Genomic DNA, 22541 nt, shown 5'->3' with positions numbered 1-22541 from the left:
GCTGCCTCCGCCCGAGAAAGGTACCCACATGCTCGACAGCGTCCACCAGGTCATCGCCGGCGTCGTTCTTCTCACCGTTGTGGGAGTCGCTTACGGCGGGCGGGTCGTCTTCACGGCCCTCACGGGGAAGCTCCCCCTCAATGATCTTCAGAAGTCGTTCTTCCGAGCCGGACACGCTCATGCCGGAGTGCTGGTCATCCTCGGTCTGCTCACGATGGTGATCGTGCAGACCAACGACGTCCCCGAACCTTTCGCGACCGGATCGATCGCCGTGCTGTTCGCGGGGATCTTCATGCCGGCGGGATTCTTCCTCTCCGTGGTTGGAAAGGATCCGGTGCGTCCGAATCGGGCAATCGCCCTGCTGTGGATCGGCGCCGGCGTACTCGTGATCGGGCTGCTCTCGGCAGGGATCGGACTCATCGTCCAGGGGGTCACCTCGTGAGTGCGTCTCCTGTCGCGGACCCGCTTCCGAGACCGGACCACTGGCACCGCCCCCTGCTCTTCTTCGCCATCGCCATGGTGGTGCTCGCAGTCGGGGCGGCGGCGATGGCCGTGATCGATCAGCGCCAGGTCACGGGCGCCGGGGTGTGGAGCAAACCCCTGAAGTTCGCGTTGTCCGGTGCCATCTACACGCTGACGCTCGCGTGGCTGATCGGCCAGGTGCACCGGGGACGACGCATCGCGGACCGCGCGGGAACCTGGGTGGTCGTCGCCCTGTCGGTGGAGATCTTCCTCATCTTCGTTCTGGCAGGCGCGGCACTGTCCAGCCATTTCAACATCACGACGCCGTTCCACACGATCGTCTGGGGCATCATGGCGGCCTCGATCGCGCTGGTCTGGGTCATGACGCTGCTCATCGCCATCGCGGTGGTCCGCAACCCCGGATCCGATCCCGCGCGCACTCTCGCGGCGAGATCCGGAATCATCCTCGCCCTGATCGGGATGGGCCTCGGCTTCCTGATGACGCTGCCGACCGCCGATCAGATCAACGACTTCCAGGGCATCGTGGGCGCCCATGCCGTCGGCGTTCCGGACGATGGCCCGGGACTTCCTCTCGTGGGGTGGAGCACGGTGGGCGGCGACCTCCGCATCCCGCACTTCGTCGGCATGCACGCCCTGCAGGCGATCCCGCTGGCGCTTCTCGCGCTCGAACTCCTCGGGCGGCGAGTTCGGGCACTGTCCACGCCGCACGCCCGCTTCCCGGTGCTGGCAGTCGTGGTCGCGGCGTTCTCCGCGACGCTCGCCAACCTGACGGTGCAAGCCCTCCTGGGGCAGTCGATCGTGCACCCGAGCGGCGGCGTCCTCCTCGCGGGGGTGTTGATCGCGCTGGGGAGCCTGGTCGCGATAGCCGTCCTGCTCGGACGCGCCTCGCACGCCCGGCACGAGGGGGGCCGGGTTGCCGCAGGCGGGAGCTGACGCGTCGGAATCAGATGGGCGCGGCCGGTCATGCGCCGGCTCGACAATCGTTCAGTGAGGTATCGACGGCCGTTCCTGGAGGCCGCATCCGTGCGCGCCTAGCTTCGGTGGCACACCCACCTGTCGCTCAGTAGAGCCGTTACTCCGGGAGAACGAAGCCATGGCCTACATCAACACATCCGATGGAACCCAGGGCATGCTGATGAGCATCCACCAGGACATCCTCGCCTGGTCGGCGAGATAGGGGACGACTCACGTGAGACTGGGTGACGAGCCCCGCGCGTCGCTCCGCCGTCGGCGCGAAGGGGTCGTTTCCGATTTCGTCGAGCTACTCGGGATGCGAGACCGCAGCGCCCTGATCCCCTTCCTTGACGACGACGTGTTCTTCGCCCACGGCACCGGATGCGGTGCATCGGGCCGCGAGAGCGTGCTGGACGTCTGCGACGCCATCTGGGCGGCGTTCGACGTGTACCACCCGAGGGTGATGCGCATCGCGGCGAGCGGTCCGGTCATCCTGGTGCAGGAGCTGCTGACTCTGCGCTTGCCCGGCATTTCGCACACCCACGAGATCGCGGGTTTCGCCTCATTCGAGATCCGGAACATGCGTATCGTCGCGTGGACGCAAGTGAACGGGTGAACGGGCTCGTCGTGCGTGCCGTGGCCGGCTCCCGGCTCCGTGTCACCCCAGCAGGCTGACGCCGCGCGAGATGACCAGTGCCAAGAGGACGAATCCGACTAATGCCTCCAGCCCCATCATGAGCTTCACGCGGTGCGTCAGGGGCATGACATCGGTCGGACTGAAGGCCATCGAGTTCGACAGCGAGAAGTACAGGTAGTCCACGAACTCCGGCAGCCAGTTGCTCGTCAGCGAGGAGCAGGCCGCGACCTCCGGGGCAGCGCCGTGGTCTTCGTCCTGCGGGAACCGGAAGTCGGCGGGAGGAAGCTCCGTGCGGGGGCGTTGTGTGCGGACGACAGGGCCGCCACGGTCGAGCTCCCAGAACACGAGAGCGAAGCCGATCACGTTCGTGAGCCACACCTGCAGAGACGCAAGCAACACCGTGGGCCCGTCTTCCGTCTGGGCCACGAGCGCCAGGATCAGCTGAAGAAGGATGACCTGGTTCACGACCACGATCACAAGTGCGAGTGCCACCCCCGCGCGCCGGGACCACGTCGTCTGCCGATTCATCCGGTGCGGGTTCACGACGATCTCGGTGATCATCAGGCCGGCGCAGATCGCGACGATCATGTATCTCGGGGTACCGAGCAGGTCGTCGGGGAGCGCGGTATAACTCAAAATGATGGCGATCACGCCGATCGCTGCCGGCCACCGATGCTCCGCCTCGGCTCTCTCCTTCTGGACATCCGCCACGCCCGCAGTCTCAGCCGCCGTCCCTCGCACGCCGCGGACGCCGAGGAGCTCAGAGTGGGCCGGGGGCGGGGCTCAGCGTCTCATCGAGCCAGTCGAACATCCGCTGGTGGAAGAGAGTGAGGGCCCCTTCCTGGCAGTGCTCTCCGGCGCCTTCGGCTTCCGTGAACTCCATGAAGGTCTTCGGGCACTGCAGTGCTTGGTAGAGCATGGTGGCCTGGCCGGCGGCCACCCGATCGTTCTCTCCCTCGCAGACCAGTGTGGGGCAGGCGATCAGGCTCGCGACATCGGTGAGGTCGTACTTCACGACCTCTGCCAGCAGATCCTGGGCCGTCTCGACTCCGAAGACCCACAACGAGTTCGACAGCAGCCAGCGCTGCCCGACCGGAGCTTCCGCCCGGTGAGCGATCAGGTGCTCGAGCGCCGCGACCCGCTGTTGCGGGTCGGTTTGGTCGGGACCGGGACCCGCCCCGAACGCACCGGCGATCTTGAACACTCCGTCCCATGCGATGCACGCTGCGATCCGATGTTCGAAGGCGGCCGCACGGGGAGCGAGGTACCCTCCCATGCTCATGCCGATGAGTGCAATGCGGCCTGGGTCGACCCCCGGGAGCTCGAGGGCCACATCGACGACGGGGGTGACGACCTTCTCCCAGTCGTATCGGAAACGGAGCTTGTCCACACGCAGGGCGGCGCCCTGACCGGGGCCCTCGAAGATGAGGCAGTTCCAGCCGTACCGCCTCGCAGCCTCCCCCACCGCGAAATACATCTCCTCGACGGTCGAGTCGTAACCGCCGTGCGCCAGCAGCGTCGGTGCCGCCTCGTCGCCGCTCACGTGGAGGTAATACCCGTCCAGCTCCGCGCCCTCGTAGGGGATCCGCAGATGACTCCATCGCGTCTGGATCTCGCTCGCCTTCCGGAATGTCTCGGTCGCGCGGGAGGACGTCTCGGCCACCCGCGGGTCGTTTGCCGGATCGTCTCGCAGGAAGAACTCGGCGGTGCGGTAATAGTTCGATGCCCGGAGGTAGGCGCCGCTGGCGCTGACGGCGTGCCCGCGCGCGGCGCAGTCGTCGCCGATGGCGGCGATGCGGTCGGCGAGCGCGTGCCATTCGCGATGCCACGAATCGATATCTCCCGGCGTCACTCGTTCCGACGTCGTCCTGACCTCACCGATATCCCCGCCCCCGTAGGGCGTGTAGGCGACCGCGCGCAGGGCCTCGAACGAGAACCCTCCGGTATCGAAGGTCGGAGTGGGGCCGGAGATGGTGGTGGAAGGCATGGGCTCGGTTCTCCCGGGTACGGCTCTGCGGAGCGATCGGTGGGTGTGCCACCGAAGCTAGGCGTGCGCGGATGCCGCCTCCAGGAACGGTCGTCGATTCCTCGCTGAACGATTGTCGAGCCGGCTCGTCATGACGCGGCGACGACCTCACGGATGGTGAGAACCGTGTTGAGCTCGAGCACGCTGTCGGGATGGCGCAGGTCAGCGCCCGTGAGCTCCTCGATACGCCGAAGCCGCTGCCGGACGGTATTCGGATGGATGCGCAGGCGGGCGCCGGTCGCTCGAACCTCGAGGTTGCACCGGATATGCGCCGCGAGCGTGTCCACCAGGTCTGTGCCGTGTTCGCGGTCGTACTGCGTCAGTGGTTCGAGCTTCTCCTCGACGTACGCCAGGAGCGAGGCCGTGTCCTCCATCTGCAGCAGCATGCCGCCGAGGCCGAGCTCGGGTATCCGGATCATCCCGCCGTGGCGCCCGCCGCGGCGCACCATCTTCAACGCACCCAGCGCGACTCTGAGCGCCTGCGCGAGTGAGCGGTACATCCGTCCCGCCGTGACGATGCTCGTGATGGCACCGGCGGTGCGTCGAACCTCCGCTTCCAGGCTCGCGATCCGTGCTTCCGGCTCCTCCGCGCCCGAATCATCCTCGATCGGCATCATCGGCCAGAGGACGATGAGGGTTTCGGCGTGCCCGGCTACGAGGGGCCGGGGCGTGGGAAGCGAGGCCGCCACCGCCGAGGCCGTGGCCTGTCCGCGCTGCAGTTGCGCGACCGCCTCGGGGCCGGTCGCGACAGGTTCGACCACGAGCGCCACATGCGGCAGCGAGAGGTCGTGGCCGAGGTGGCGCGAGCGTTCCACGAGGCGATCGTCCACCCCCGTGTGCAGGAGGTCGACGACGAGCTCCGAGCGGCGACGGTACTCCGTTTCCGCGTCGGTCTGCTGTCGCATCATCTCGAGGGCGGTCGCCAGCGTCGCATGCTCGATCGCGCGCACATCGAGTTCATCCAACGCCGTCGTGCCCTCCGACACCCACAGCCGGGCGACCTCGTCACCCGCCAATCGGACCGGTGAACACCACAGGCGCCGCTCATCGGCGACGAGTCGGATGGGGACGCGTGACTCCCTCCCCGAGATCAGCGACGCGCGCAGTGCGGCCGGCGCGAATGTCCGGTCGACGCGACGGGTCGCCAATTCGGTGCCGCGGGTGTCTTCGATGAGGACCGGCCGCTGGAGCAGTGTGGCCAAGGTGCCGGCGATGCCGTCCATCCCTCCGAGGTTGAGGGCGACGGTGAGGAAGCGCTGATGGAGGTCTTCGGACCGGGCGAGGAGATCCTGCCGACGGACGAGTTCGGCGTTGGCCGCGCGCAGGTCGCCGATGATCCGCGCCGCAGCGATCCCGATCGCGGCGTGGTCGGCGAGGTGGGCCATCTGCTCGAGCTCGGCGACCGAGAACCGGTGCACCGAGCGATGGTAGCCGCTGAGGGTACCCAGCACTTCTCCCTCTGCGAGCAGGGGCACGACCGCGAGCGACCGAAACCCTTCCTGGAGAGCTTGGGCGCCCCATGGGGCGAAACTGCGATCGACGGAGATGTCACACACCGCGACGGGCTGTCCGGTTGCAAAGGCTCGACTTGCCGGCGCCGGGCCTGACAGCGGGACGCGGATGCTCTCGTTCACGGTACGCACGAAGTTGGCGGACAGGCCGCTCGCACCTGCGAGGGTGAGATGGGTGCGTTGGGCGTCCGGCACGAACACGCCGCTGAGCTCGAATCCCAGCAGCACGCACGCGTAGGCGGCCACCTTGTTGAGGAGATGCTCGAGCGAACCTCCGGCAGCCACTGTCGCGCTGAGGTCGCGCAGCGAGTTCAGCCAGGCGTCGAGATCCGTGGGAAGTGCCCGCTCGGGCGACGGGGTGTCCATGCCCCAGAGTATGTGCGCGCCGACACTGTCGGCAACGGATTATAGGCGACTAGACATCGGTGACTTCCGACGCAGCGAGGAGGATCGGTGCCACATCGCACGCTGGCACGAGAATTCGGGAGGGACAGGGAAAATGGTCGGCACCGAAGTTGCATCATCCGAAGAGTTTCGACTCGCCTTGCAGGAGATCGTCGACGAGCTCGCCGCAATCCTGGAGCGCCCCGTGGTCGTCCGCGATGCCGCGCTGTCGCTGCGCGTCACCAGCACCCACGTGGACGGCCCGTCCGGCACGGTACAGGCACCGTCGGGTTCGGACGGGGCGGATGACCACCACTTGCAGGTGCCCGTCAGGGGCGGGGAAGGCGTACTCGGTTACCTGGCGGTGGGCGGAGGCGGAAAGCCGCCCATCCCGCGTTCCCAGCTGGACGTGCTTGACGCCGGGGCGGGGCTGCTGCGGCGTGCCCTCGAGAACGGTGAGGCGCCTCCCCAGTCCGAGCGGCTCGGCGTCATGGCGGATCTGCTGTCCGACCGCATCTCGGCGCGCAAGGTGGCATGGGCGACCGCTTTGACCAAGCGCTGGTTACGACCGGGCCATGGCACGGTGGTGCGTGCGCTGATGACCGAGGCGCCCGCGACTCCGCTGCAGTGCGCGGCTTTGGGGCGGCGACTGTCGACCATGCGTCCCACCGCGCTGTACATCGCCGGTTGGCAAGACGACGTGGTGTTTCTCGTGGGAGCCCCCGGCGATCCGGTGGCCGACGCGACGGTCGTGGAGCAGGCGGCTGCGCACGGCATTCAGGTCGTCGGTATGGGTACTGCGTCACCGGCGCGGGGGGCCGAGGACTTGGCGGCCGCCGCAACACAGGCCGTCGCTGCGGCGGAACTGTCCGCCCTTCTCGACGAGCTCCGGCCGACAGCCGAAGCATCCGTGATCGGCGGCTGGCTCCTCGTCGCCTGGACGACGGCAGACCCCTCGGATCTGAAGACGATCTCGCCCGCTGCGTACACCCTTCGATTCGATGCGGACGATCTTCGTCGCAGCACCGTCGAGACCTACCTGGACGCGGGCGCCAATGTCGCTGACGCCTGCCAGCGGCTGTTCATCCACCGCACGACGCTCTACTACCGGCTGGAGAAGATGCCACAGGTGGTGAAGGATGCGCTCGCGGACGGCATGAAGCGGAGCACTCTTCATCTCGCGCTGAAACTCGTGCGCCTGTGGGAGGCCCGCGGGCAGATGTGACGGCCCGTCGGCGGCACGCACTGCGGCGACTCCTCCCGCGTCCTTCAGCTCGCGTAGCTGGCGGCGAGGCGACGAAGGCCCTCATCGATGGAGACCGTCGGCGCCCAGGCGAGAGCGCGGCGGGTCTCGCGCTGGTCGAACCAGTGCGCCGTCGACAACTGCTCGGCGAGGAACCGGGTCATCGGTGGTTCATCCGCGCCGGGCTTGATGGCCCACGCGCGCTCGATCACAGAGCCGGCGGTGCGCCCGAGCCACGCCGGGATGCTGAGCCGCGGGGGTTTCACGCCCGCGGCGAGGCAGATGCCCGCCAGGAGGTCGCCGACCGGTCTCGGCTCACCGTTGGTGAGGACGTAAGCGCGGCCCCCGGCCTCCTCCGCCCGCTCGAGGGCGGCGGCGATCCCGCTGGCGGCGTTGTCGATGTAGGTGGTGTCGATCAGGGCGGTGCCGCCGTTGAGGAGCGGAAGGCGCCCCGCGCGCGCCCGATCGACGATCCGCGCGATCAGCTGCGTATCACCCGGACCCCATACCAAGTGCGGGCGGACCGCCACGACGTGCAGCGACGGCGAGTTCCGCGCCAGCGCGATCAGCTCCGCCTTCGCCTTCGTCCGCGCGTAGTCCCCCCGGGCGCGGAGCGGATCGGCCGGCTCGGCGCCGACGCCGGCGAGCGCGGCACCCGCGTAGGCGACCGAGGGGGAGGAGACCTGCACGAATCGGGATGCGCCAGCCTGCTCAGCCGCGTCCAGCAGCGCCCTGGTCCCCTCCACGTTGACCTCGTCGAACTCGTCCCTCGCTCCTGCGAGCGAGACCTTCGCGGCAAGGTGCACGACCCCCTCGACACCGTCCATGGCGCGTGTGACGTCGCCCGGGGCCGTGATGGAACCCAGGATGTCGGCCGCTCCTTCGACACCGGACGGCCGGCGTTGCAAGGTGCGCACACGGTGGCCGGAAGCGACGAGGTGCGCGGCGACGGCGCGTCCGAGGAAGCCCGATGCCCCCGTGACGAGGACGATCACGGCGCCACGGGTCTTTCGCCGGCGAGGATGCGCTCGGCCCACCCGGACAGTTTCGAACGGTCGATTTTCGAGTTGTGACGGATGTCGGTGGGTAACCGCGGTACCGCGAGGACCGCGACCAACGGGATGCCGGTGCTTGCTCGCACGTCGGCGGTGAGGTCGGGGTCCGCGAGGGCCGCCCGCGGCGTGGGCGGAATCGTCTCGACGACCGCGACCGCCTGCCGCAGTCCGTGCGGGCCGACGCCCACGACGGCCGCGCGGCGCACCGCATCCACGCGTTCCACCTCCTGCTCAGGACCGACGGGGGCGAGAGGCCCGTCCGCGGTGACCAGAACATGCGGCATCCGCCCTTCGACCCAGAGCCGACCGTGCGCGTCGAGGTGCCCCACGTCACCGGTCCGATGCCAGCGGGTTCCGGGCTCGAAGGGATCGAGTCCGTCGGTGCCGCGAGCGGCTTCGCGGTCGGTGAGCCACAGCCGGTCGTAGTGATCCTTGAGGTGGGGCGCCGACACGACGATCTCGCCGAGCACTCCCGGCTCCGCCGTGGGCGTGCCGGTGGCGCGGCCGTCCGCGTCGAGCGCGCTCACCAGCACGCGATTGGCGCCGATCGGCAGCCCCACGCAGACACCCGCGTCCGGGGCCTGTGCCGCCTGACGTACTCCGTCGAGCGTCACATCCGTGACGAGAAGGCATTCCGTCATCCCGTACGGCGTGTGCGGAGTCGCGTTCGGCATGAGTTCCGCGGCCGATTCCAGCAAGCGCGCGCTGATCGGTGCGCCGGTGGAGAGGAACGTGTCGACGCGCGCCAGGGCGTCGCGGTCCTCCGCGGTGAGGGCACCGGCGGTCGCGACGACGTTGAGGACGGCGGCGGGGGAGAGGAACACGATGCCGGCGTCGGATTCGCGTACGGCGGCGGCCACCGCGCTCGCGGTGAGCGTCCGGGGCGAGGAGACATCCATCTCCGGCGTGACCGAGCGGGTGCCGAGCGCCGGGCCCAGCAGGGCGAACGGCGCGAACCCGGTGACGAGACCGGTCTCGTTCGTCACCATGAAATGCTGCGCGAGCACGTCGCGAAGCGCCGCGAGCTGCCCGTGCGTGTAGGCGACGCCCTTCGCGGGTCCGGTGGATCCGGAGGTGAACAGGATGGCGGCGTCGTCCTCCGGCCCGGGCGGGGTGGGGAGGGGCTCGCCCGTGCCCTGGGCCAGGATGTCGCCCAGGCTGTAGCGGACACCGAGGGCCGCGGCGGCTGGTCCCGGGAGGCGCCTGACTGAAATCCGTGTTCCCGGCCAGCCGAGGGCGCGAGCGGCGGTGAGGCCCAGGGTCTCACCGATGATGGCGTCGGGCCACGACCCGCGGACCGCGCGGGTCAGACCCCGGACGCCGAGGCCGGCGTCGGCGACGACGATGACCGCGCCGATCCGAAGGCACGCGTAGACGATGGCCGAGAGCGTCGGACCGGGGGGCACCAGGAGCGACACGCGGTCGCCCTTGCGGACACCGATGCGGTGAAGCCCCGCGGCGAGGCGCCGGACGCGATCATCGAGCTGCCGCCAGCTCACGCGGCGCATGGCCCCCGAGCGCGTCGGCGACATATCCACGATCGCCGTCTCATCGTCGAATCGGCGTTCCTCCAGTCCGTGCCAGATCGGGGTGAACGGCGTGCCGTCGACAGGCGGCACCGTCGCCCGGTCTGGATGGCGCGGCGAGATCGCCTCGGACGCGATGAGCCGATCGCCCCGCTCCTGAAGCCAGGCCAGCACCGCCTCCGCGTAGGGGCGATCTTCGGCGACGAGATGACCCGCGCCCTCGAACCGGTGCACGTCCGCCTGAGGGAGGCGGTCGAGGAGGTCGTCGAGGTAGCGGTCGCTGAAGATCGGATCCTTGGGTCCCCACAGCAGCAGCGCCGGCACGTCGAGCTCCGCGACGCCAGCCGCGATCCGTTCCAGTTCGGGATGACTCGGGTGACGGTCATCGACCGGGATGTCGGCCACGAAGCCGCCGATCGCGCGACGCCGCGCGGCGGAGGCGTACGGGGACCGGTAGGCGTTCCGGGTCGCTGCATCCAATGCGGGCGATGCGAGAGCGAGCGTCGTGTCCAAGAAGGCCGTCGTGGCGACCGTCGAGGCGGCGAGCATTCCCCGAGCACCCGCGAGCCGCAGCGGGGCGGGGATCGGCACGCCGTTCGGATGGTGAACGGCGGTGTTGAGCAGCATCACACCGGCAAGGGATTTCCGATGGTCGATCGCCCAGCCGGACGAGACGACTCCGCCCCAGTCATGACCGAGCGTGACGACCGGAGCGTCGAGGGCGAGCGCCGCCGTGAAGGCCCCCAGGTCGGCAACGCGCTGCGCCAGCGGACGATCCACGCCGGTGCGTTCGGAGAATCCCATGTCGAGCTGGTCGACCGCCACGACGCGCCACGCGGGCTCTCCGCGCTGGGCCGCGCGCACCGACTGCGTGACGAGGTCACGCCAGAGGTAGGACCACGTCGGGTTGCCGTGCACGGCGAGGATCGTGCCGACGGCCGCGACGCCGAGGCGGGCGAGCTCGGGCCCGGTATCGAGACAGTGCCATTCCCGCACGATGCCCTGGTCTCCGCCCACGCCGGGAACCGCGACGATACGGCTGAACCGAGGATCGAGGCCGGGGAGACCAGGCGGGGGGAGGGTCGCGCCGGCACTCACCAGGCGAGTTCCATCATGGCCGTGTTGAGGCCGGAGCCGACGCCCATGAGCAGCACCCGGTCGCCTCTGGCCAGGGTTGCCTGCTCCTCGGCGAGGGTGATGGGGATCGAGGCGGGCCCGACGTTTCCGTACTTCGGGAAGGTCACGGGCACGCGAGCGCTGTCGAGCTTCGCCGCCTTCACGATCGCATTCGTGTGCACGGAGGACACCTGGTGGGTGATGTACCGGTCCATCGACGACCAGTCCCACGGCCCGGATGCCTCCTTCCAAGCGGAGACCACGAGGTCCAGTCCGCCCTTCAAGAGTGCCTTCGCGTCGGTGAACATGCCGTCGACGCTGCCGACGCACAGTTCATGGAACTGGGTTGCGGCGCGTGTGACTCCGCCGAGGATGCGGTGTCCGCCGGGGTGCTCATCGGTGCGCCCCAGGACCGCGGCAGCGGCACCCGACCCGAGCGTGAGGGATGCGAACTCGCTCATGAAGCCTGCTCGGCCGACATCCGTGTGCGACAACCGGCGGATCGTGTTGGCCTGGATCTCGTCCGCGTCCTCGCCATTGACGACGATGGCGTACCGGATCTGACCCGACTGAATCATGTTCGCCGCCAGGCTCATGCCGCTCACGAACCCGAGACACGCATTGGCGACATCGAAGTTGATGGCCGAACTCGGCAGCCCCAGCCCGTGATGGAGGCGCACAGCGACGGACGGCTCGAGATGCTTGCGCGAGACGGAGGTGTTGATCAGAAGCCCGACGTCGGCCGGGTCCACGGCCACCTCCGCCAGGGCGCGCCTGCCCGCATCGATCGTCGCGTCATCCGACGATTCCTCCGCAGCCCAGTTGCGACGCTCGAGCACGCCGGCGACGCGCTGCAGAAGGCCGCCGGGCAACTTGAGTCGTCGGAGTGCGGAGGAGAGACGATCCTCGATCTCCTCGGATGTCGTCACTCTCCCGGGCAGGGTACTCGCCACTGACAAGAGTGAGACATTGTCAAAGCGAGTGGTCGCATTTCCGGCCACGATTCCTCCGTCGAACGCGCCCATCTGGCTCGCTCCGTCAAGATCGCAATTTTACGCCTCGCGCAGCCGTGCCGATGACCGGCAGCGCGGATGCCGTACACCGGGTATCCTTGCCCGCGCAAAGGGGGGTCGGCGACAATGACACGATGGCGCAATCGAGGGTGACTTCCCCCTGCATCCCGTCCCTCCCCGGCACCGGGTCTGCCCGCAGGTGAGGACCCACTTCAGCAGGTATCAGGAAATCGCCGACACGCTGGCTCGGCACGGGCTCGGCTTCCTGGCCGGAGCCACCGGCATCAGCAAGTGGGTGCCCACTCGTCGCGGTCGCGACGCAGCCCACCCGAGCACTCCGCCGTACACGGTGGCGCAGCGGCTCCGCGTCGCCCTCGAGGAGCTCGGCCCCACCTTCATCAAGCTGGGCCAGCTGCTCTCCACTCGACCCGACCTGCTGCCGCCCGCCTACATCATCGAGCTGTCGAAGCTCCAGGATGCGGCGCCGCCGGTGCCCGCCGCGGATGTCCGGGAGATCATCACACACGAACTCGGAGCCGAGCCGGAGGAGCTGTTCGCGGAGTTCCAGTGGGACCCGCTGGCGTCCGCATCGATCGGGCAGGTGCACGCCGCGAGGCTGGAGGACGGTACCTCGGTGGTGGTGAAGGTGCGCCGCCCCGATGCCGTCCGGCAGGTGCAGGAAGACCTGGAGATCCTCAACAGCCTCGCTGCCCGCGCGGCCCGCGCGTGGGCGCCGGCGCGGGCCTACGACATCCGGGGTATCGTCCGGGAGTTCTCGCGGACCCTCCGGGCCGAGTTGGACTACCACCGCGAGGCACAGAACGCGGAGCGGTTCGCCGCCCAGTTCGCCGATCGGCCCGAGGTCCTGATCCCGCGGGTCTTCTGGGAGAGAACCACGTCACGCGTCCTCACGCTCGAGCGGATGACCGGCATCAAGATCAATGATCTCGCCGCCCTCGACGCCGCCGGTGTCGACCGGCGCGCTCTGGCGCGCAGCGGGGCCGACATCGTGCTGAGCATGATCTTCGAGCACCGCTTCTTTCACGCCGACCCCCACCCGGGCAACCTCTTCGTGCACCCGGACGGGCGCATCGCGCTGATCGACTTCGGCATGGTCGGTGAGATCACCGAGGAACTTCGCGACCGGTTCGCGGACTTCCTCATCGCGTTCACCCTCCGCAACCCCGATAGCCTGGCCGACGCGCTGGAGGGTGTCTCGGTGACGAGGGGCAACGTGGACCGGTATGCCTTCCGCGAAGCGCTGACGTCGTTCATCGCCCTGTACGCGGATCGTTCGCTCAGCGAGGTGGGGTTCGCCCGCCTGGCGAGCGAATTGCTCGTCGTGCTCCGGGAGCAACGGCTGCAGATGCCGCGTGAGGTGTCCCTGATCTTCAAGGTCCTCATGATGATCGAGGGCATGGGCGTGCAGCTCGACCCGGAGTTCGACCTGACCTCCGTGCTCACTCCGTACACCCGGCGGCTGGTGCGAGAACGGTTCGCTCCGTCGGCCATCGCGAACCGTGTTGCCCGTGCCTCCGCCGACGCCAGTGCCCTGGCACTGGAGCTGCCCACGCGCCTCCGCCGGGCGATCGACGACCTGGACCGCAACGGCTTGCAGGTGCACCTGCGGGCGGCAGAGCTGGAGCCTCTCGTCGCCCGGGCCGAGCGGATCGGAAACCGGCTCGTCGCCGGGGTTCTCACCGCCGCCGTGATCAACACCGTGGGCAAGCTCATCGCGGGAGACTCCCGGTGGCGTTCCCGGCAGAGTACCCTCCTGGGCGCCGGCGTCACCGTCGTCACGACGTTGAGCGGGTACCTGCTGTGGACGGCGCGGCATCGCTCAGGGCCGAACTGACCTCCGCTGCCTCTCCATCCGCTCGGACAGGGGCGGACTGTCCTCCGGGAGGGGGTGCCCGGTGGCCGTCGCGAGAAGGCTGAGGGCATGGACGAAAACACTCCCTCAGCCATCGCCGTCCGCGGGCTGACCAAGCGCTTCGGAGCGCACACGGCCGTGGAGGACGTCGGGTTCGACGTCCGCGCCGGTCGGGTGACCGCGCTGCTCGGGCCGAACGGCGCCGGCAAGACGACCACCCTTCGAATGATCCTCGGGCTCGTCGCCCCCGACGCCGGTACGGTGTCGATCCACGGCCGCCCCTACTCGGCGCTGCCGCATCCCGGACAGACCGTCGGCGCCATGCTCGACGGCGGCGGCCTGCACCCCGGACGCAGCGGCCGAAACCATCTGCGCATCATCGCGTCGCAGATCGGCGCCTCGCCGGAGCGCGTGGACGCCGTGCTCGAGGAGGTCGGGCTGACCTCCGCCGCACGACGGCACGTGTCGGGGTACTCGCTGGGCATGAAACAGCGCACCGCGCTGGGAGCCGCGCTCCTCGGGGACCCCGAGATCCTCGTCCTCGACGAGCCGGCCAACGGCCTCGATCCGGAGGGTGTCCACTGGCTGCGAGAACGCCTCCGGGCGTTCGCCGACGGAGGCGGCACCGTGCTGATCTCCTCACATCTGCTGTCGGAGATCGCACTCATCGCGGACGACGTGGTGGTGATCGCGCAAGGGCGCGTCGCCGCAGCGGGCGACATGGCGTCGCTCGTGGCAACACACAACGGAGACCTCGAGCGCTTCTATCTCGATGTCACCTCGACAACGGATGGAGTGCACTGATGTTTCGCGGAGAACTTCTCAAGCTGACGACCACGGCGGCGACGAAGGTCGCTCTGGCCGTCGGGATCATCGGGCTGATCGGCACGCAACTCACGCTGGTCACCCTGCTTCCTGCTCTGGAGAGCGGCGCCATCGGCCCCGGCGCCGCGGCGCTCGACGGTGACCTGCCTGCGTACGACCTCACCACGGCCGCCGCGCAGTTGGCCGCCTTGAGCCCACTCGGCGTCAGCGAAGGGGGCGGATCGCTGGGTATCGCATCGCTGGCGGTGCTGGTGCTGGGTGTGCTGGCCGGAACGACCGACTTCCGGTTCGGCGGCATCGTACCGACAGCCCTCGCCGAGCCTCGTCGGGGCCGGATCCTCGCCGCGAAGGCGCTGGCCACCGGTGCCACCGGGCTGGTTCTGGGGCTGGCCTATGCGTTGGTGAGCCTCATCACCCTCCTCTTCTCCCTTCCCGCTGCCGGCGCCACGCTCGTTCTCGGATGGGGCGAGATCGCGACCGTGCTCGCGCAGGGTGCCGTCGTCGTCGCGCTTCTGGCCCTCGTGGGCCTCGGTGTGGGCGTGCTGGCGCGTAACCAACTCGCGGGCGTGTTGATCATGCTCGGCGTGGTCGTGCTCGAGCTGCTGGTGCAGAGCTTCGTGGGCCTTGCCACCGGCACGCAGCCGGTGTGGGGGCAGCTGCTCCCGCTCACGCTCAGCCAGACCGCGATCGGCGCCACCCCCGGAGCCATCGCCCCACTGGCCGCGCTCGCTGCTCTCGCCGGATGGGTCGTCATCGTCCTCGGAGCGGCCACCGTGGCCCTTCGTCGCCGCGACCTCTGACCTGTCCGCCCGGGCACGACGAAGAAGCCCCCGCCGGGTCGCGTGAGAACGCGGCTCGGCGGGGGCTTCTTCGTGGACGGGGACTCGGCAGGCTCTCCTCGCCCCGGCCGAGGACATCCGCCGGCGCGAGGACGAGATCGGCCATAGCGGGCCTCGCTTCAGCCGATCTCCTCGGCTCAGGCGAGGAGCGCCCTGCGGTGCCTCAGGCCGCGGACTGGTTTCCGCGCAGCTCGGCCAGCTCGCGACCCGACCGGCGTGCGCCGGTCTCGGCCTCCGACTTGATGGCCGCGGCCACGTCGGTGAACGCGTCGAGCGCGGAGTCCACGCCGACGAGGGTGAAAGGCCGCTGAACGACCCGCAGGTCAAGCCCCCAGACGTCTTCGAGCACGCGGCGAAGCCAGCCGGTGGAGTGGTCCCAGCCCTCCTTGGGGCTTCCCGGGTTGTAGTTGCCGCCCAGCACCGTGACCAGTGTGGCCGGCTTTCCGCGGAGCGCCGTGCCCCGCGGATTGATGCGGGGGTCGGCGTAGGCGAGGTCGAACCAGATCTTGAAGTGCTGGGAGACGCCGTAGTTGTAGAGCGGAACGGCGAACAGGAGTGCGTCCGCTCCGATGAGTTCGTCGGCGATGGAGGCGGCGAGGGCGATCGCTTCGCGCTGGCCTTCGGTGCGTTCGGACTCCGGCAGCTGGGAGCCGATGACGACGTCCTGCCAGGCGGTCGACCGGATCGGGTTCGCCGCCAGGTCGCGTCGCATCACGGTCGAGTCGGGGTGAGCGGACGTCCACTCCTGTTCGACGAGGTCGCCGAGGGACCGGCTTGCAGAGGTGGAGGGAAGGATGCTGGCATCCAGGCGGAACAACGTCACGTGAACTCCCGAAGTTTGTATTAGTCGCTAAGAAAAACAGAGCGACTCGTCGAGGCTAGCACGGTAGAATCGAGGCATGGATGCGGAGTTGCAGGTGGCGCACGACCCGCGCGTCTGCGATGCGGCCGTGACTCTCGCGTTCTCCGTGCTGGGCAAACGGTGGAACGGCATGATCGTCGACGGGCTGAGCGGCGGGGCGCTCTCTTTCGTTCTCCTCCGCCGAGCCGTCCCTGGCATCAGTGACGCCGTGTTGTCGGATCGGCTGTCAGAGCTGGCCGACGCGGGGCTCCTCTCCCGCACCGTCGAGCCGGGGCCGCCGGTCTCGGTCGCGTACGCCCTCACACCGGCGGGTGAGGAGTTGGTACCCCTGCTCCAGCAGCTCGGCGAGTGGGCTGAGAGGAACCTCGTCCACTGAGCGCGCCGATCGGAGACCGCCTTACAGGTCGGTCACTCGGATGAGCACCTTGCCGACCGCGCCCTGCTCGACCGCATCGTGCGCAGCGGCGGTCTCGGCGAGCGGGAACCAGGTCAGCGGCAGTCCGGCGTCCTCTCCGACGGGGAGCGCGCCGGCATCCAGAGCCGCGGTGATGTCCGCTGCGGCTGCCTCCCACGCCTTCTGGCCGACTGTGTAGAGCAGGACTCCCTGCACGCGGACGTTCTTTGCGAACGTCGGGCGTGAGGGCATGGAGAAGTGGTCGCCGCCGTCGTCGGCGTAGTAGGCGATCGAGGCATGATTGGCCGCCACGGCGGCATCGATCCCGGCGTTCGCGGCGATCGAGACCTCGACGATGTGGTCGACGCCGCTCGGCACGATCTCACCGATCCGCGCGGCGACGTCCTCCCGCGTGTAGTCGATGACGTGCTGTGCTCCCGCGGCGCGGGCGAGAGCTGCCTTCGCGGGCGAGGAGACGGTGGCAAGAACGGTCGCGCCCGCCCAGCGTGCAAGCTGGATCGCCGCGTGCCCCACCGCGCCGGCGCCGCCCGCAACGAGGACCGTGCGGCCGGCGAGCGCGCCGGGATGCAGACGCGCCGGCCCGTCCTCGTGCACCGTGAGCGTGCGGTGCGCGGTCATCGCCGGGACTCCGAGCGACGCGCCGACTGCCATGTCCACGCCGTCGGGGAGCCGCACAGCACGCTCCGCCGGGATCACGACCTGCTCCTGCGCGGTGCCCGTGGGGCGCTGATGCTGCGCGAGGTAGATCCACACCGGGTCGCCGACGCTGAGGCCGCTCACCCCGTCGCCCACGGCATCCACGATCCCGGCGCCATCCTGATTCGGAACGATCTCGGGAAAGTCGTCGCGCCGGGTGGACCCTGTTCGCGCCTTCCAGTCCGTGGGGTTGACGCCGGACACGACGATCCGCACGCGTACCTCGCCGGGGCCGGGTTCGCTAGGTTCCCGGTCGACGAGGGAGAGGACCGAGGAGTCGCCGTGAGAGGAGTACGCGATCGCTTTCATGCCCGCACGTTACAAGCCGAGAGTACGGCTGGGCGAGGCGCCCGCCTCGGCCTCCTGACGGAGGTACGTGTCCCACTCGCGCTCGCTCCACAGCGGAACGAAAGGCACCCGGCTCATCCGTCGGGAGAAACTCGGTTTCCTCGGAATCGGGCCTGTCACGGGGCTGCGCACCGGATCCTGCACCTTCGGCTTCGCGGGGCTACCCACCGCTCCGGTCGTCCAGGCGACCACGCATCCGGCGGCGTCACGGAACTGCCCGCGTTCGAGCCATCCCACATGGGCGCCGTCGGAGGCGTACACAGCCCCGTCGCGGCTCCAGCCGATCGGCTGGCCATCGGCGGAGTAGAGTCGGTCGGCTTCGGACCAGCCCGTCACACGACCCTCGCGGTTGAAGATCGGCGAAAGAGTCATAACCTGAGCCAACCAGGTCCACCGCTCCGCGGCAACTCCCCGCGGCGTGCGGCGCGCCGAAAGGATGCGCGGAATCCGCGACATTCACGCCGCGGCGAACGCGCGGCGGAGGATCGGCCGGGTCGCCCGGGTGCTGAGCCACACGATCTCGATTCCGACCGCCACGACCGTCGTGATCGTGAGGAGCGACACCGGGGCGGTGATGAGCGCGATGCCCAGCAGCGGGAAGATCATCGCGCCCGCGCAGAGGGCGGAGCCGATCGCGGTGAGGAGCAGGGGGCTCATGATGGCGCGCCGACGTGCCTGCTCCACCGTTCCGACGGGCATCCCCAGCCGGTGAAGGCTCCGGTGCAGCTCCTGGCGGTCCAGGATCTCGGCGGCCTGGTTCACCCCCACGGACGCCGCGACCGTGAGAAACGACGCGACGAGGGTGATCATCACACCGGTGCCGATGTCGGCGGCCAGCTGGACGTCCTCCGTTGAACCGGTGCCCATGACCTCGAGCGCCGCGACCGCGGTTCCGGCGAACACCGCGATGAAGCTCGTCATCGCGATCCCGCTGACCTGACGCCAGGCCGCCTTCGGTGACTCGAGCACCGTCCGCGCCGAGAGCAGGTGGTGGGGCTGGTTCGCGCGGCGCAGCTGTCGCCGAGCCTGGACTCCCAGTACCCACGGGCCCACGACGTTGAGCACCCCGAAGGCGACCGCGAACACGATCGTCAGCACGACGATGGTCGGCAGCATCCCTGTCGCATGCGGAACCACGGTGATGAGCACGAATGCAGCGACGAGGGCGATCACGGTGACGACCGCGCGCATCCAGTGCGCTTTTCCGGCCACCGCGCAGGTGCGCACTCCCAGCGGCGAGATGACGACCTTGCGCAGTCCGACAGCGGCACTCCCGGCGGCCAGGAGCACGACCCCGGCGATGACCGCGACGACGGTCGGTGCCGGGAGGAGGACGGAACCGGCCCCGAGCGCTTCGCCCCGGAACGGGATGAGCCCGACCAGCGGAACCAGCAGGAGGTGCATGACGAACCCGACCACGGCGCCGACTGCGGCGAGGGCGACGGACTCCACGACGGTCGCTCCCACCACGCCGGCGGGTGAGACGCCCAGCAGCCGAAGGGTCGAGAGCCGCTCGTCCCGGCGCCGGGCCGACAGCCGCGCGGCCGCCCCACCGAGGGTGACGAGGGGCACCACGAGCAGCACGAGCGCGATGGCGGCCAGCGCGTGATAGATCGGTGCCTCGGGGTCCGTCCACGTCCAGAACGACTGCGCGCCGCCCACGACGGTGAGAACGAGAGCGCTGACGGTCGCAAAGGCGATGATCGGCAGGGCAAGCACGTCGTTCTGGCCCGGGGACGGCCGCATCAGCAGCATGAGCACGCGGGGGTTCATGCCGACACCCCCTCGGTGACGAGACGTCCGTCGCTCACCGAAATCGTCCGGGAGCAGCGCGCGGCGACGTCGGCGTCGTGCGTCACCACCACAAGGGTGCGCCCCTGCTGGGTCGTCGCCCACAGGAGGGCATCCATGACGTCGGACGAGGTCCGTGAGTCCAACGCCCCGGTCGGCTCGTCAGCGAACACCACCTCCGCGCCGGTGACCTGGGCACGCGCGATGGCCACCCGCTGCGCCTGCCCGCCGGAGAGTTCGCCGATGCGGCGATCTTCCCAGCCGGCGAGTCCGAGGGCGCTGAGCCAGGATGACGCGCGCTCCATCGACTCGGCACGTCCGCGCCCGGTGATCATCACGGCGATGGCGACGTTCTCGATCGCCGTCAGCTCGGGGATCAGAAGACCCTGCTGGAAGACGAAGCCGAAGCTCTCCCGGCGGAGCCGGGATCGGCCCGTCTCTCCGAGAGCGGTGACATCGACGGACGCGCCGGCGGCCGAGGCGAAGGCGACCCGACCCCGATCGGGCTGGATGATTCCCGCGAGCACGTGCAGCAGGGTGGTCTTGCCCGATCCGGACGCCCCCATGACCGCCACCGACTCCCCGCGGCGGATGGTGAGATCCACTCCGGCGAGGGCCGAGGTCGATCCGAAGGTCTTGACGAGTCCGCTGGCATGCAGCACTGAGGAATTCATGGTCCCAGCCTCGCCGTCGCCCTCCGCGGTGTCGTCGTCCGGGGGAGTGACGTCCTGAGTTGCGCGTCATCCTCGGGGCTGACATCCGCGGTGTGCTGCGGGGGCCGTTACCGCACCGCGCTGCGGACCGCGCGGCCGGGGCGGCTGGATGCGACGATCCCGCCGTCGCGCACGACGAATGCCCCACCGACCAGGACGTGCCGGAAGCCCGTGGACGCCCTCATCTCCTCGAACGTCGCCAGGTCGGAGACGGTCTCGGGGTCGAAGATGGTGAGGTCTGCGTCGGCTCCCACCTGCACGCGACCCTTGGTGCGCATCGCCGGCACGGATTCCTGCAGAAGCGAGGCCGGAATATAGGTGACACGGCGGACGGCTTCGGCGAGCGTGAACACGCCCAGCTCGCGGACGAGCCAGGCGAAGAGGCGGGCGAAGCATCCCGCACTCCGCGGGTGGGCGACGGCCCCTTCCGGAACCGGCCACTCGTCGTGGAGGCGGCGCGCGCCGTAGGTGAGAGGCATCGCATCGGAGGCGATCGCCCCGCCGGGAAGGGTGAGTCCGCGCATCAGCATCGCGAACTGCGTCGGGTCGTCGGTGTCGAGGAAGTCGATGATGCACAGCCCCGCCGGGTCGGTGCGACGCAGCGCGGCCAGACGTTCCGCATCGGCGACGCGCTCGCCGGTGGGCAGGTACTGGATGGACTGCGGCGTGATCCCCAGGCGATGCAGGCTGCCAGGGTCCAAGAAGGCGGCTCCCACGCCCGTCGACCCGCGAGGGTAGGGATAACCCTCCGTCGTGACGCGGTTGCCGCGGGACTGGGCACCCTCGACGGCGGCCGCGATGTCGTCGATGCGCTGAAGCGAGGTGCTGTTGATGTGGCAGATGTGCAGGGCCGCCCCCGTACCCGCGGCAGCCGCGATGATCTCCAGAACGCCGTCCAATGACGAGCCCGGCTCGACGTTCGACATCTGTCGCGCGTGGGTGAAGGCGGGCACCCCCAGCTTCTCGGCCAGCAGGGCGGTGCGATAGAACTCGTCGCGTCCCGACTGCGGCGAGTACCCCAGGAGGACCCCGATGCCGATGCCGCCTTCGAAAACCCCTTCCTCTACGCGGTCCAGGATCGCGGACACCTCGCGATCGGTGGCGAGGGAATTCCAGCGCGGGCCGGTCAGGTTGTCCTCGAACAGGTGGATCGGTTCGGGGAGGGGCTCGGGCGAATTCGCGCCGGGGAGCTCGACACCATCCAGCACATGCATCCGTGCCAGCGCCCACGACGACGAGAACCCGAAGTTGATCGGTCGGCCCTCCGCCTCGGCGCGCTCGTAGACGAGGCCGACCGGGAGGGCTCCGCCCTCCAGGTCGAGAGCCGTGGTGACGCCGTCCTGCGCCTGCAGCAGTGCCCCGGTCGGGGATTGAGCGTGGCTGTGGAGGTCGATGAACCCGGGCGATACGACGCATCCGCTCACGTCCACGATCAGATCCGAGGCCGGATGCTCCGCACCGACGTAGCTGATCGAGCCGTTGCGGATGCCGACGTTGCGGATCGCATCGAGCCCGGTCTCCGGATCGATGACCCGCCCCCTGACGAAGAGCACCTCGCACGGCTGCGCCGGAGACTGGTCGACAACCTCGAACACGGATGCGCTCCCAGCGGTACTAGCGGCCGGGGGCCGCGTCGAGGTCGGTCGGCGCCGGATTGGCACGCCCCCAGCCCGACTCGCGGGTGAGTTTACGCAGGAGCGGTGCCAGGCGGTAGCGGACGGGCGTGGAGACCGTGAAAGTCGACGTCGTCTTGCGCACCCCCTCGATCGCGACGATCGCCGCCGTGAGCACCTGAAGCTCCTCGAGCGAGCCGATCCCCACGTGCGCGAGCAGGTCCTCCCGGCCGGCCTGGATGCGCACTTCGAGGACCTCCGGTAACGCATGCAGCCCGCGCACGATCGAACCCATGCGTCGCTGGTCGATCTCGAGCGTCACGAGCGCTTCGACGGGCGCTCCCATCTTGCTCAGATTGACGATGGGCTGGAAGCCGAGCAGGACGCCCTCGTCCTCCAGCTTGCGGAGCCGAAGCTGCACGGTGGTCCGGCTCACCCCGAGGTCCGCGGCGAGTTCGGCGATGCCGATGCGCGCATTCTCGGCCAGCTTGCTGATGATCTCTGCGTCGAGCCTGTCGATCATTGGCAATTCGCACACCTCCGGGGGACATCGTCGGCATTAAGTCTCCGAAGTGAATAGTTGTGAACACATCACTTGACACTGTGCCTAGGTATTTC

General features: G+C 69.3%; 21 protein-coding genes. 8 read left to right on the top strand and 13 right to left on the bottom strand.

Features of this window, described 5'->3' with window-relative positions:
• The first annotated feature begins 28 nt into the window (after window positions 1–28).
• The 3 genes from AC4FS2_RS12505 (at window position 29) to AC4FS2_RS12495 (ending at window position 2053) form a co-directional block, all read left to right on the top strand.
• A complete protein-coding gene (locus AC4FS2_RS12505) occupies window positions 29–442 on the top strand; it encodes a hypothetical protein (protein WP_491177397.1) in 414 nt (137 codons plus the stop codon).
• Complete coding sequence (locus AC4FS2_RS12500; protein ID WP_491177395.1) at window positions 439–1416, top strand: hypothetical protein; 978 nt, start codon at window positions 439–441, stop codon at window positions 1414–1416. The genes AC4FS2_RS12505 and AC4FS2_RS12500 overlap by 4 nt, the downstream gene beginning before the upstream one ends.
• Before the next feature lie 256 nt (window positions 1417–1672).
• Complete coding sequence (locus tag AC4FS2_RS12495; protein ID WP_491177393.1) at window positions 1673–2053, top strand: hypothetical protein; 381 nt, start codon at window positions 1673–1675, stop codon at window positions 2051–2053.
• A 42-nt stretch (window positions 2054–2095) separates the two neighbouring features.
• Here the strand turns inward: AC4FS2_RS12495 and AC4FS2_RS12490 are convergent, their stop codons facing one another.
• The 3 genes from AC4FS2_RS12490 to AC4FS2_RS12480 form a co-directional block, all read right to left on the bottom strand.
• The gene (locus tag AC4FS2_RS12490; protein WP_491177390.1) at window positions 2096–2785 is read right to left on the bottom strand and encodes a hypothetical protein; all 690 of its coding nucleotides are present in this window, start codon (window positions 2783–2785) and stop codon (window positions 2096–2098) included.
• A 49-nt stretch (window positions 2786–2834) separates the two neighbouring features.
• A complete protein-coding gene (locus AC4FS2_RS12485; RefSeq protein WP_491177388.1) occupies window positions 2835–4061 on the bottom strand; it encodes an alpha/beta hydrolase family protein in 1227 nt (408 codons plus the stop codon).
• A gap of 128 nt (window positions 4062–4189) precedes the next feature.
• Entirely contained in the window at window positions 4190–5977 is a 1788-nt protein-coding gene (locus AC4FS2_RS12480) for a helix-turn-helix domain-containing protein (RefSeq protein WP_491177386.1), read from the bottom strand.
• A gap of 178 nt (window positions 5978–6155) precedes the next feature.
• Between AC4FS2_RS12480 and AC4FS2_RS12475 the strand changes: the two genes are divergently transcribed.
• Window positions 6156–7220 (top strand): helix-turn-helix domain-containing protein, encoded by a 1065-nt coding sequence (locus AC4FS2_RS12475; RefSeq protein ID WP_491177384.1) that lies wholly within the window; start codon window positions 6156–6158, stop codon window positions 7218–7220.
• Between the two features lie 44 nt (window positions 7221–7264).
• Here the strand turns inward: AC4FS2_RS12475 and AC4FS2_RS12470 are convergent, their stop codons facing one another.
• From AC4FS2_RS12470 to AC4FS2_RS12460, 3 genes are read right to left on the bottom strand one after another with little or no spacing between them, the layout of a single operon-like run.
• Window positions 7265–8233 carry an NAD-dependent epimerase/dehydratase family protein gene (locus AC4FS2_RS12470; protein WP_491177382.1) on the bottom strand — a complete coding sequence of 323 codons (969 nt, stop codon included), beginning with the start codon at window positions 8231–8233 and terminating at the stop codon, window positions 7265–7267.
• Window positions 8230–10920 carry an alpha/beta fold hydrolase gene (locus AC4FS2_RS12465; RefSeq protein WP_491177825.1) on the bottom strand — a complete coding sequence of 897 codons (2691 nt, stop codon included), beginning with the start codon at window positions 10918–10920 and terminating at the stop codon, window positions 8230–8232. The genes AC4FS2_RS12470 and AC4FS2_RS12465 overlap by 4 nt, the downstream gene beginning before the upstream one ends.
• Entirely contained in the window at window positions 10914–11960 is a 1047-nt protein-coding gene (locus AC4FS2_RS12460; protein WP_491156505.1) for a 3-oxoacyl-ACP synthase III, read from the bottom strand. The genes AC4FS2_RS12465 and AC4FS2_RS12460 overlap by 7 nt, the downstream gene beginning before the upstream one ends.
• Window positions 11961–12147: 187 nt before the next feature.
• Here AC4FS2_RS12460 and AC4FS2_RS12455 point away from each other — a divergent pair, with 187 nt between their 5' ends.
• From AC4FS2_RS12455 to AC4FS2_RS12445, 3 genes are all read left to right on the top strand, one after another.
• Window positions 12148–13803 (top strand): ABC1 kinase family protein, encoded by a 1656-nt coding sequence (locus AC4FS2_RS12455; protein WP_491177379.1) that lies wholly within the window; start codon window positions 12148–12150, stop codon window positions 13801–13803.
• An 87-nt stretch (window positions 13804–13890) separates the two neighbouring features.
• Window positions 13891–14625, top strand: coding sequence for an ABC transporter ATP-binding protein (locus AC4FS2_RS12450; protein WP_491177376.1), 735 nt, complete (start codon window positions 13891–13893; stop codon window positions 14623–14625).
• Complete coding sequence (locus tag AC4FS2_RS12445) at window positions 14625–15446, top strand: hypothetical protein (protein ID WP_491177374.1); 822 nt, start codon at window positions 14625–14627, stop codon at window positions 15444–15446. Before AC4FS2_RS12450 ends, AC4FS2_RS12445 begins: the two co-directional genes overlap by 1 nt.
• Before the next feature lie 202 nt (window positions 15447–15648).
• On the opposite strand, the gene AC4FS2_RS12440 is transcribed toward AC4FS2_RS12445, so the two are convergent.
• Window positions 15649–16308 (bottom strand): FMN-dependent NADH-azoreductase, encoded by a 660-nt coding sequence (locus AC4FS2_RS12440; RefSeq protein WP_491177371.1) that lies wholly within the window; start codon window positions 16306–16308, stop codon window positions 15649–15651.
• Window positions 16309–16384: 76 nt separating this feature from the next.
• On the opposite strand from AC4FS2_RS12440, the gene AC4FS2_RS12435 reads away from it, so the two are divergent.
• On the top strand, window positions 16385–16723 hold the full coding sequence (locus tag AC4FS2_RS12435; RefSeq protein WP_491177369.1) for a winged helix-turn-helix transcriptional regulator: 339 nt from the start codon (window positions 16385–16387) through the stop codon (window positions 16721–16723).
• Window positions 16724–16744: 21 nt separating this feature from the next.
• Here the strand turns inward: AC4FS2_RS12435 and AC4FS2_RS12430 are convergent, their stop codons facing one another.
• The 6 genes from AC4FS2_RS12430 to AC4FS2_RS12405 form a co-directional block, all read right to left on the bottom strand.
• On the bottom strand, window positions 16745–17767 hold the full coding sequence (locus tag AC4FS2_RS12430) for an NADPH:quinone reductase (protein ID WP_491177366.1): 1023 nt from the start codon (window positions 17765–17767) through the stop codon (window positions 16745–16747).
• Window positions 17768–17776: 9 nt separating this feature from the next.
• The gene (locus AC4FS2_RS12425; RefSeq protein ID WP_491156516.1) at window positions 17777–18178 is read right to left on the bottom strand and encodes a 4-fold beta flower protein; all 402 of its coding nucleotides are present in this window, start codon (window positions 18176–18178) and stop codon (window positions 17777–17779) included.
• An 84-nt stretch (window positions 18179–18262) separates the two neighbouring features.
• Window positions 18263–19579, bottom strand: a complete 1317-nt coding sequence (locus AC4FS2_RS12420) for a permease (protein ID WP_491177364.1) — start codon at window positions 19577–19579, stop codon at window positions 18263–18265.
• Window positions 19576–20271, bottom strand: a complete 696-nt coding sequence (locus AC4FS2_RS12415; RefSeq protein WP_491177362.1) for an ABC transporter ATP-binding protein — start codon at window positions 20269–20271, stop codon at window positions 19576–19578. The genes AC4FS2_RS12420 and AC4FS2_RS12415 overlap by 4 nt, the downstream gene beginning before the upstream one ends.
• A 107-nt stretch (window positions 20272–20378) precedes the next feature.
• Complete coding sequence (locus AC4FS2_RS12410; RefSeq protein WP_491177360.1) at window positions 20379–21905, bottom strand: amidohydrolase family protein; 1527 nt, start codon at window positions 21903–21905, stop codon at window positions 20379–20381.
• 19 nt (window positions 21906–21924) lie between these two features.
• Entirely contained in the window at window positions 21925–22446 is a 522-nt protein-coding gene (locus tag AC4FS2_RS12405) for an Lrp/AsnC family transcriptional regulator (RefSeq protein WP_491177358.1), read from the bottom strand.
• Window positions 22447–22541 lie beyond the last annotated feature (95 nt).

It is taken from the genome of Microbacterium sp. Z10_103, assembly GCF_058310455.1.
Note: the sequence above shows the minus strand (reverse complement) of the source record. Positions and strands in the feature narration are given on the sequence as shown.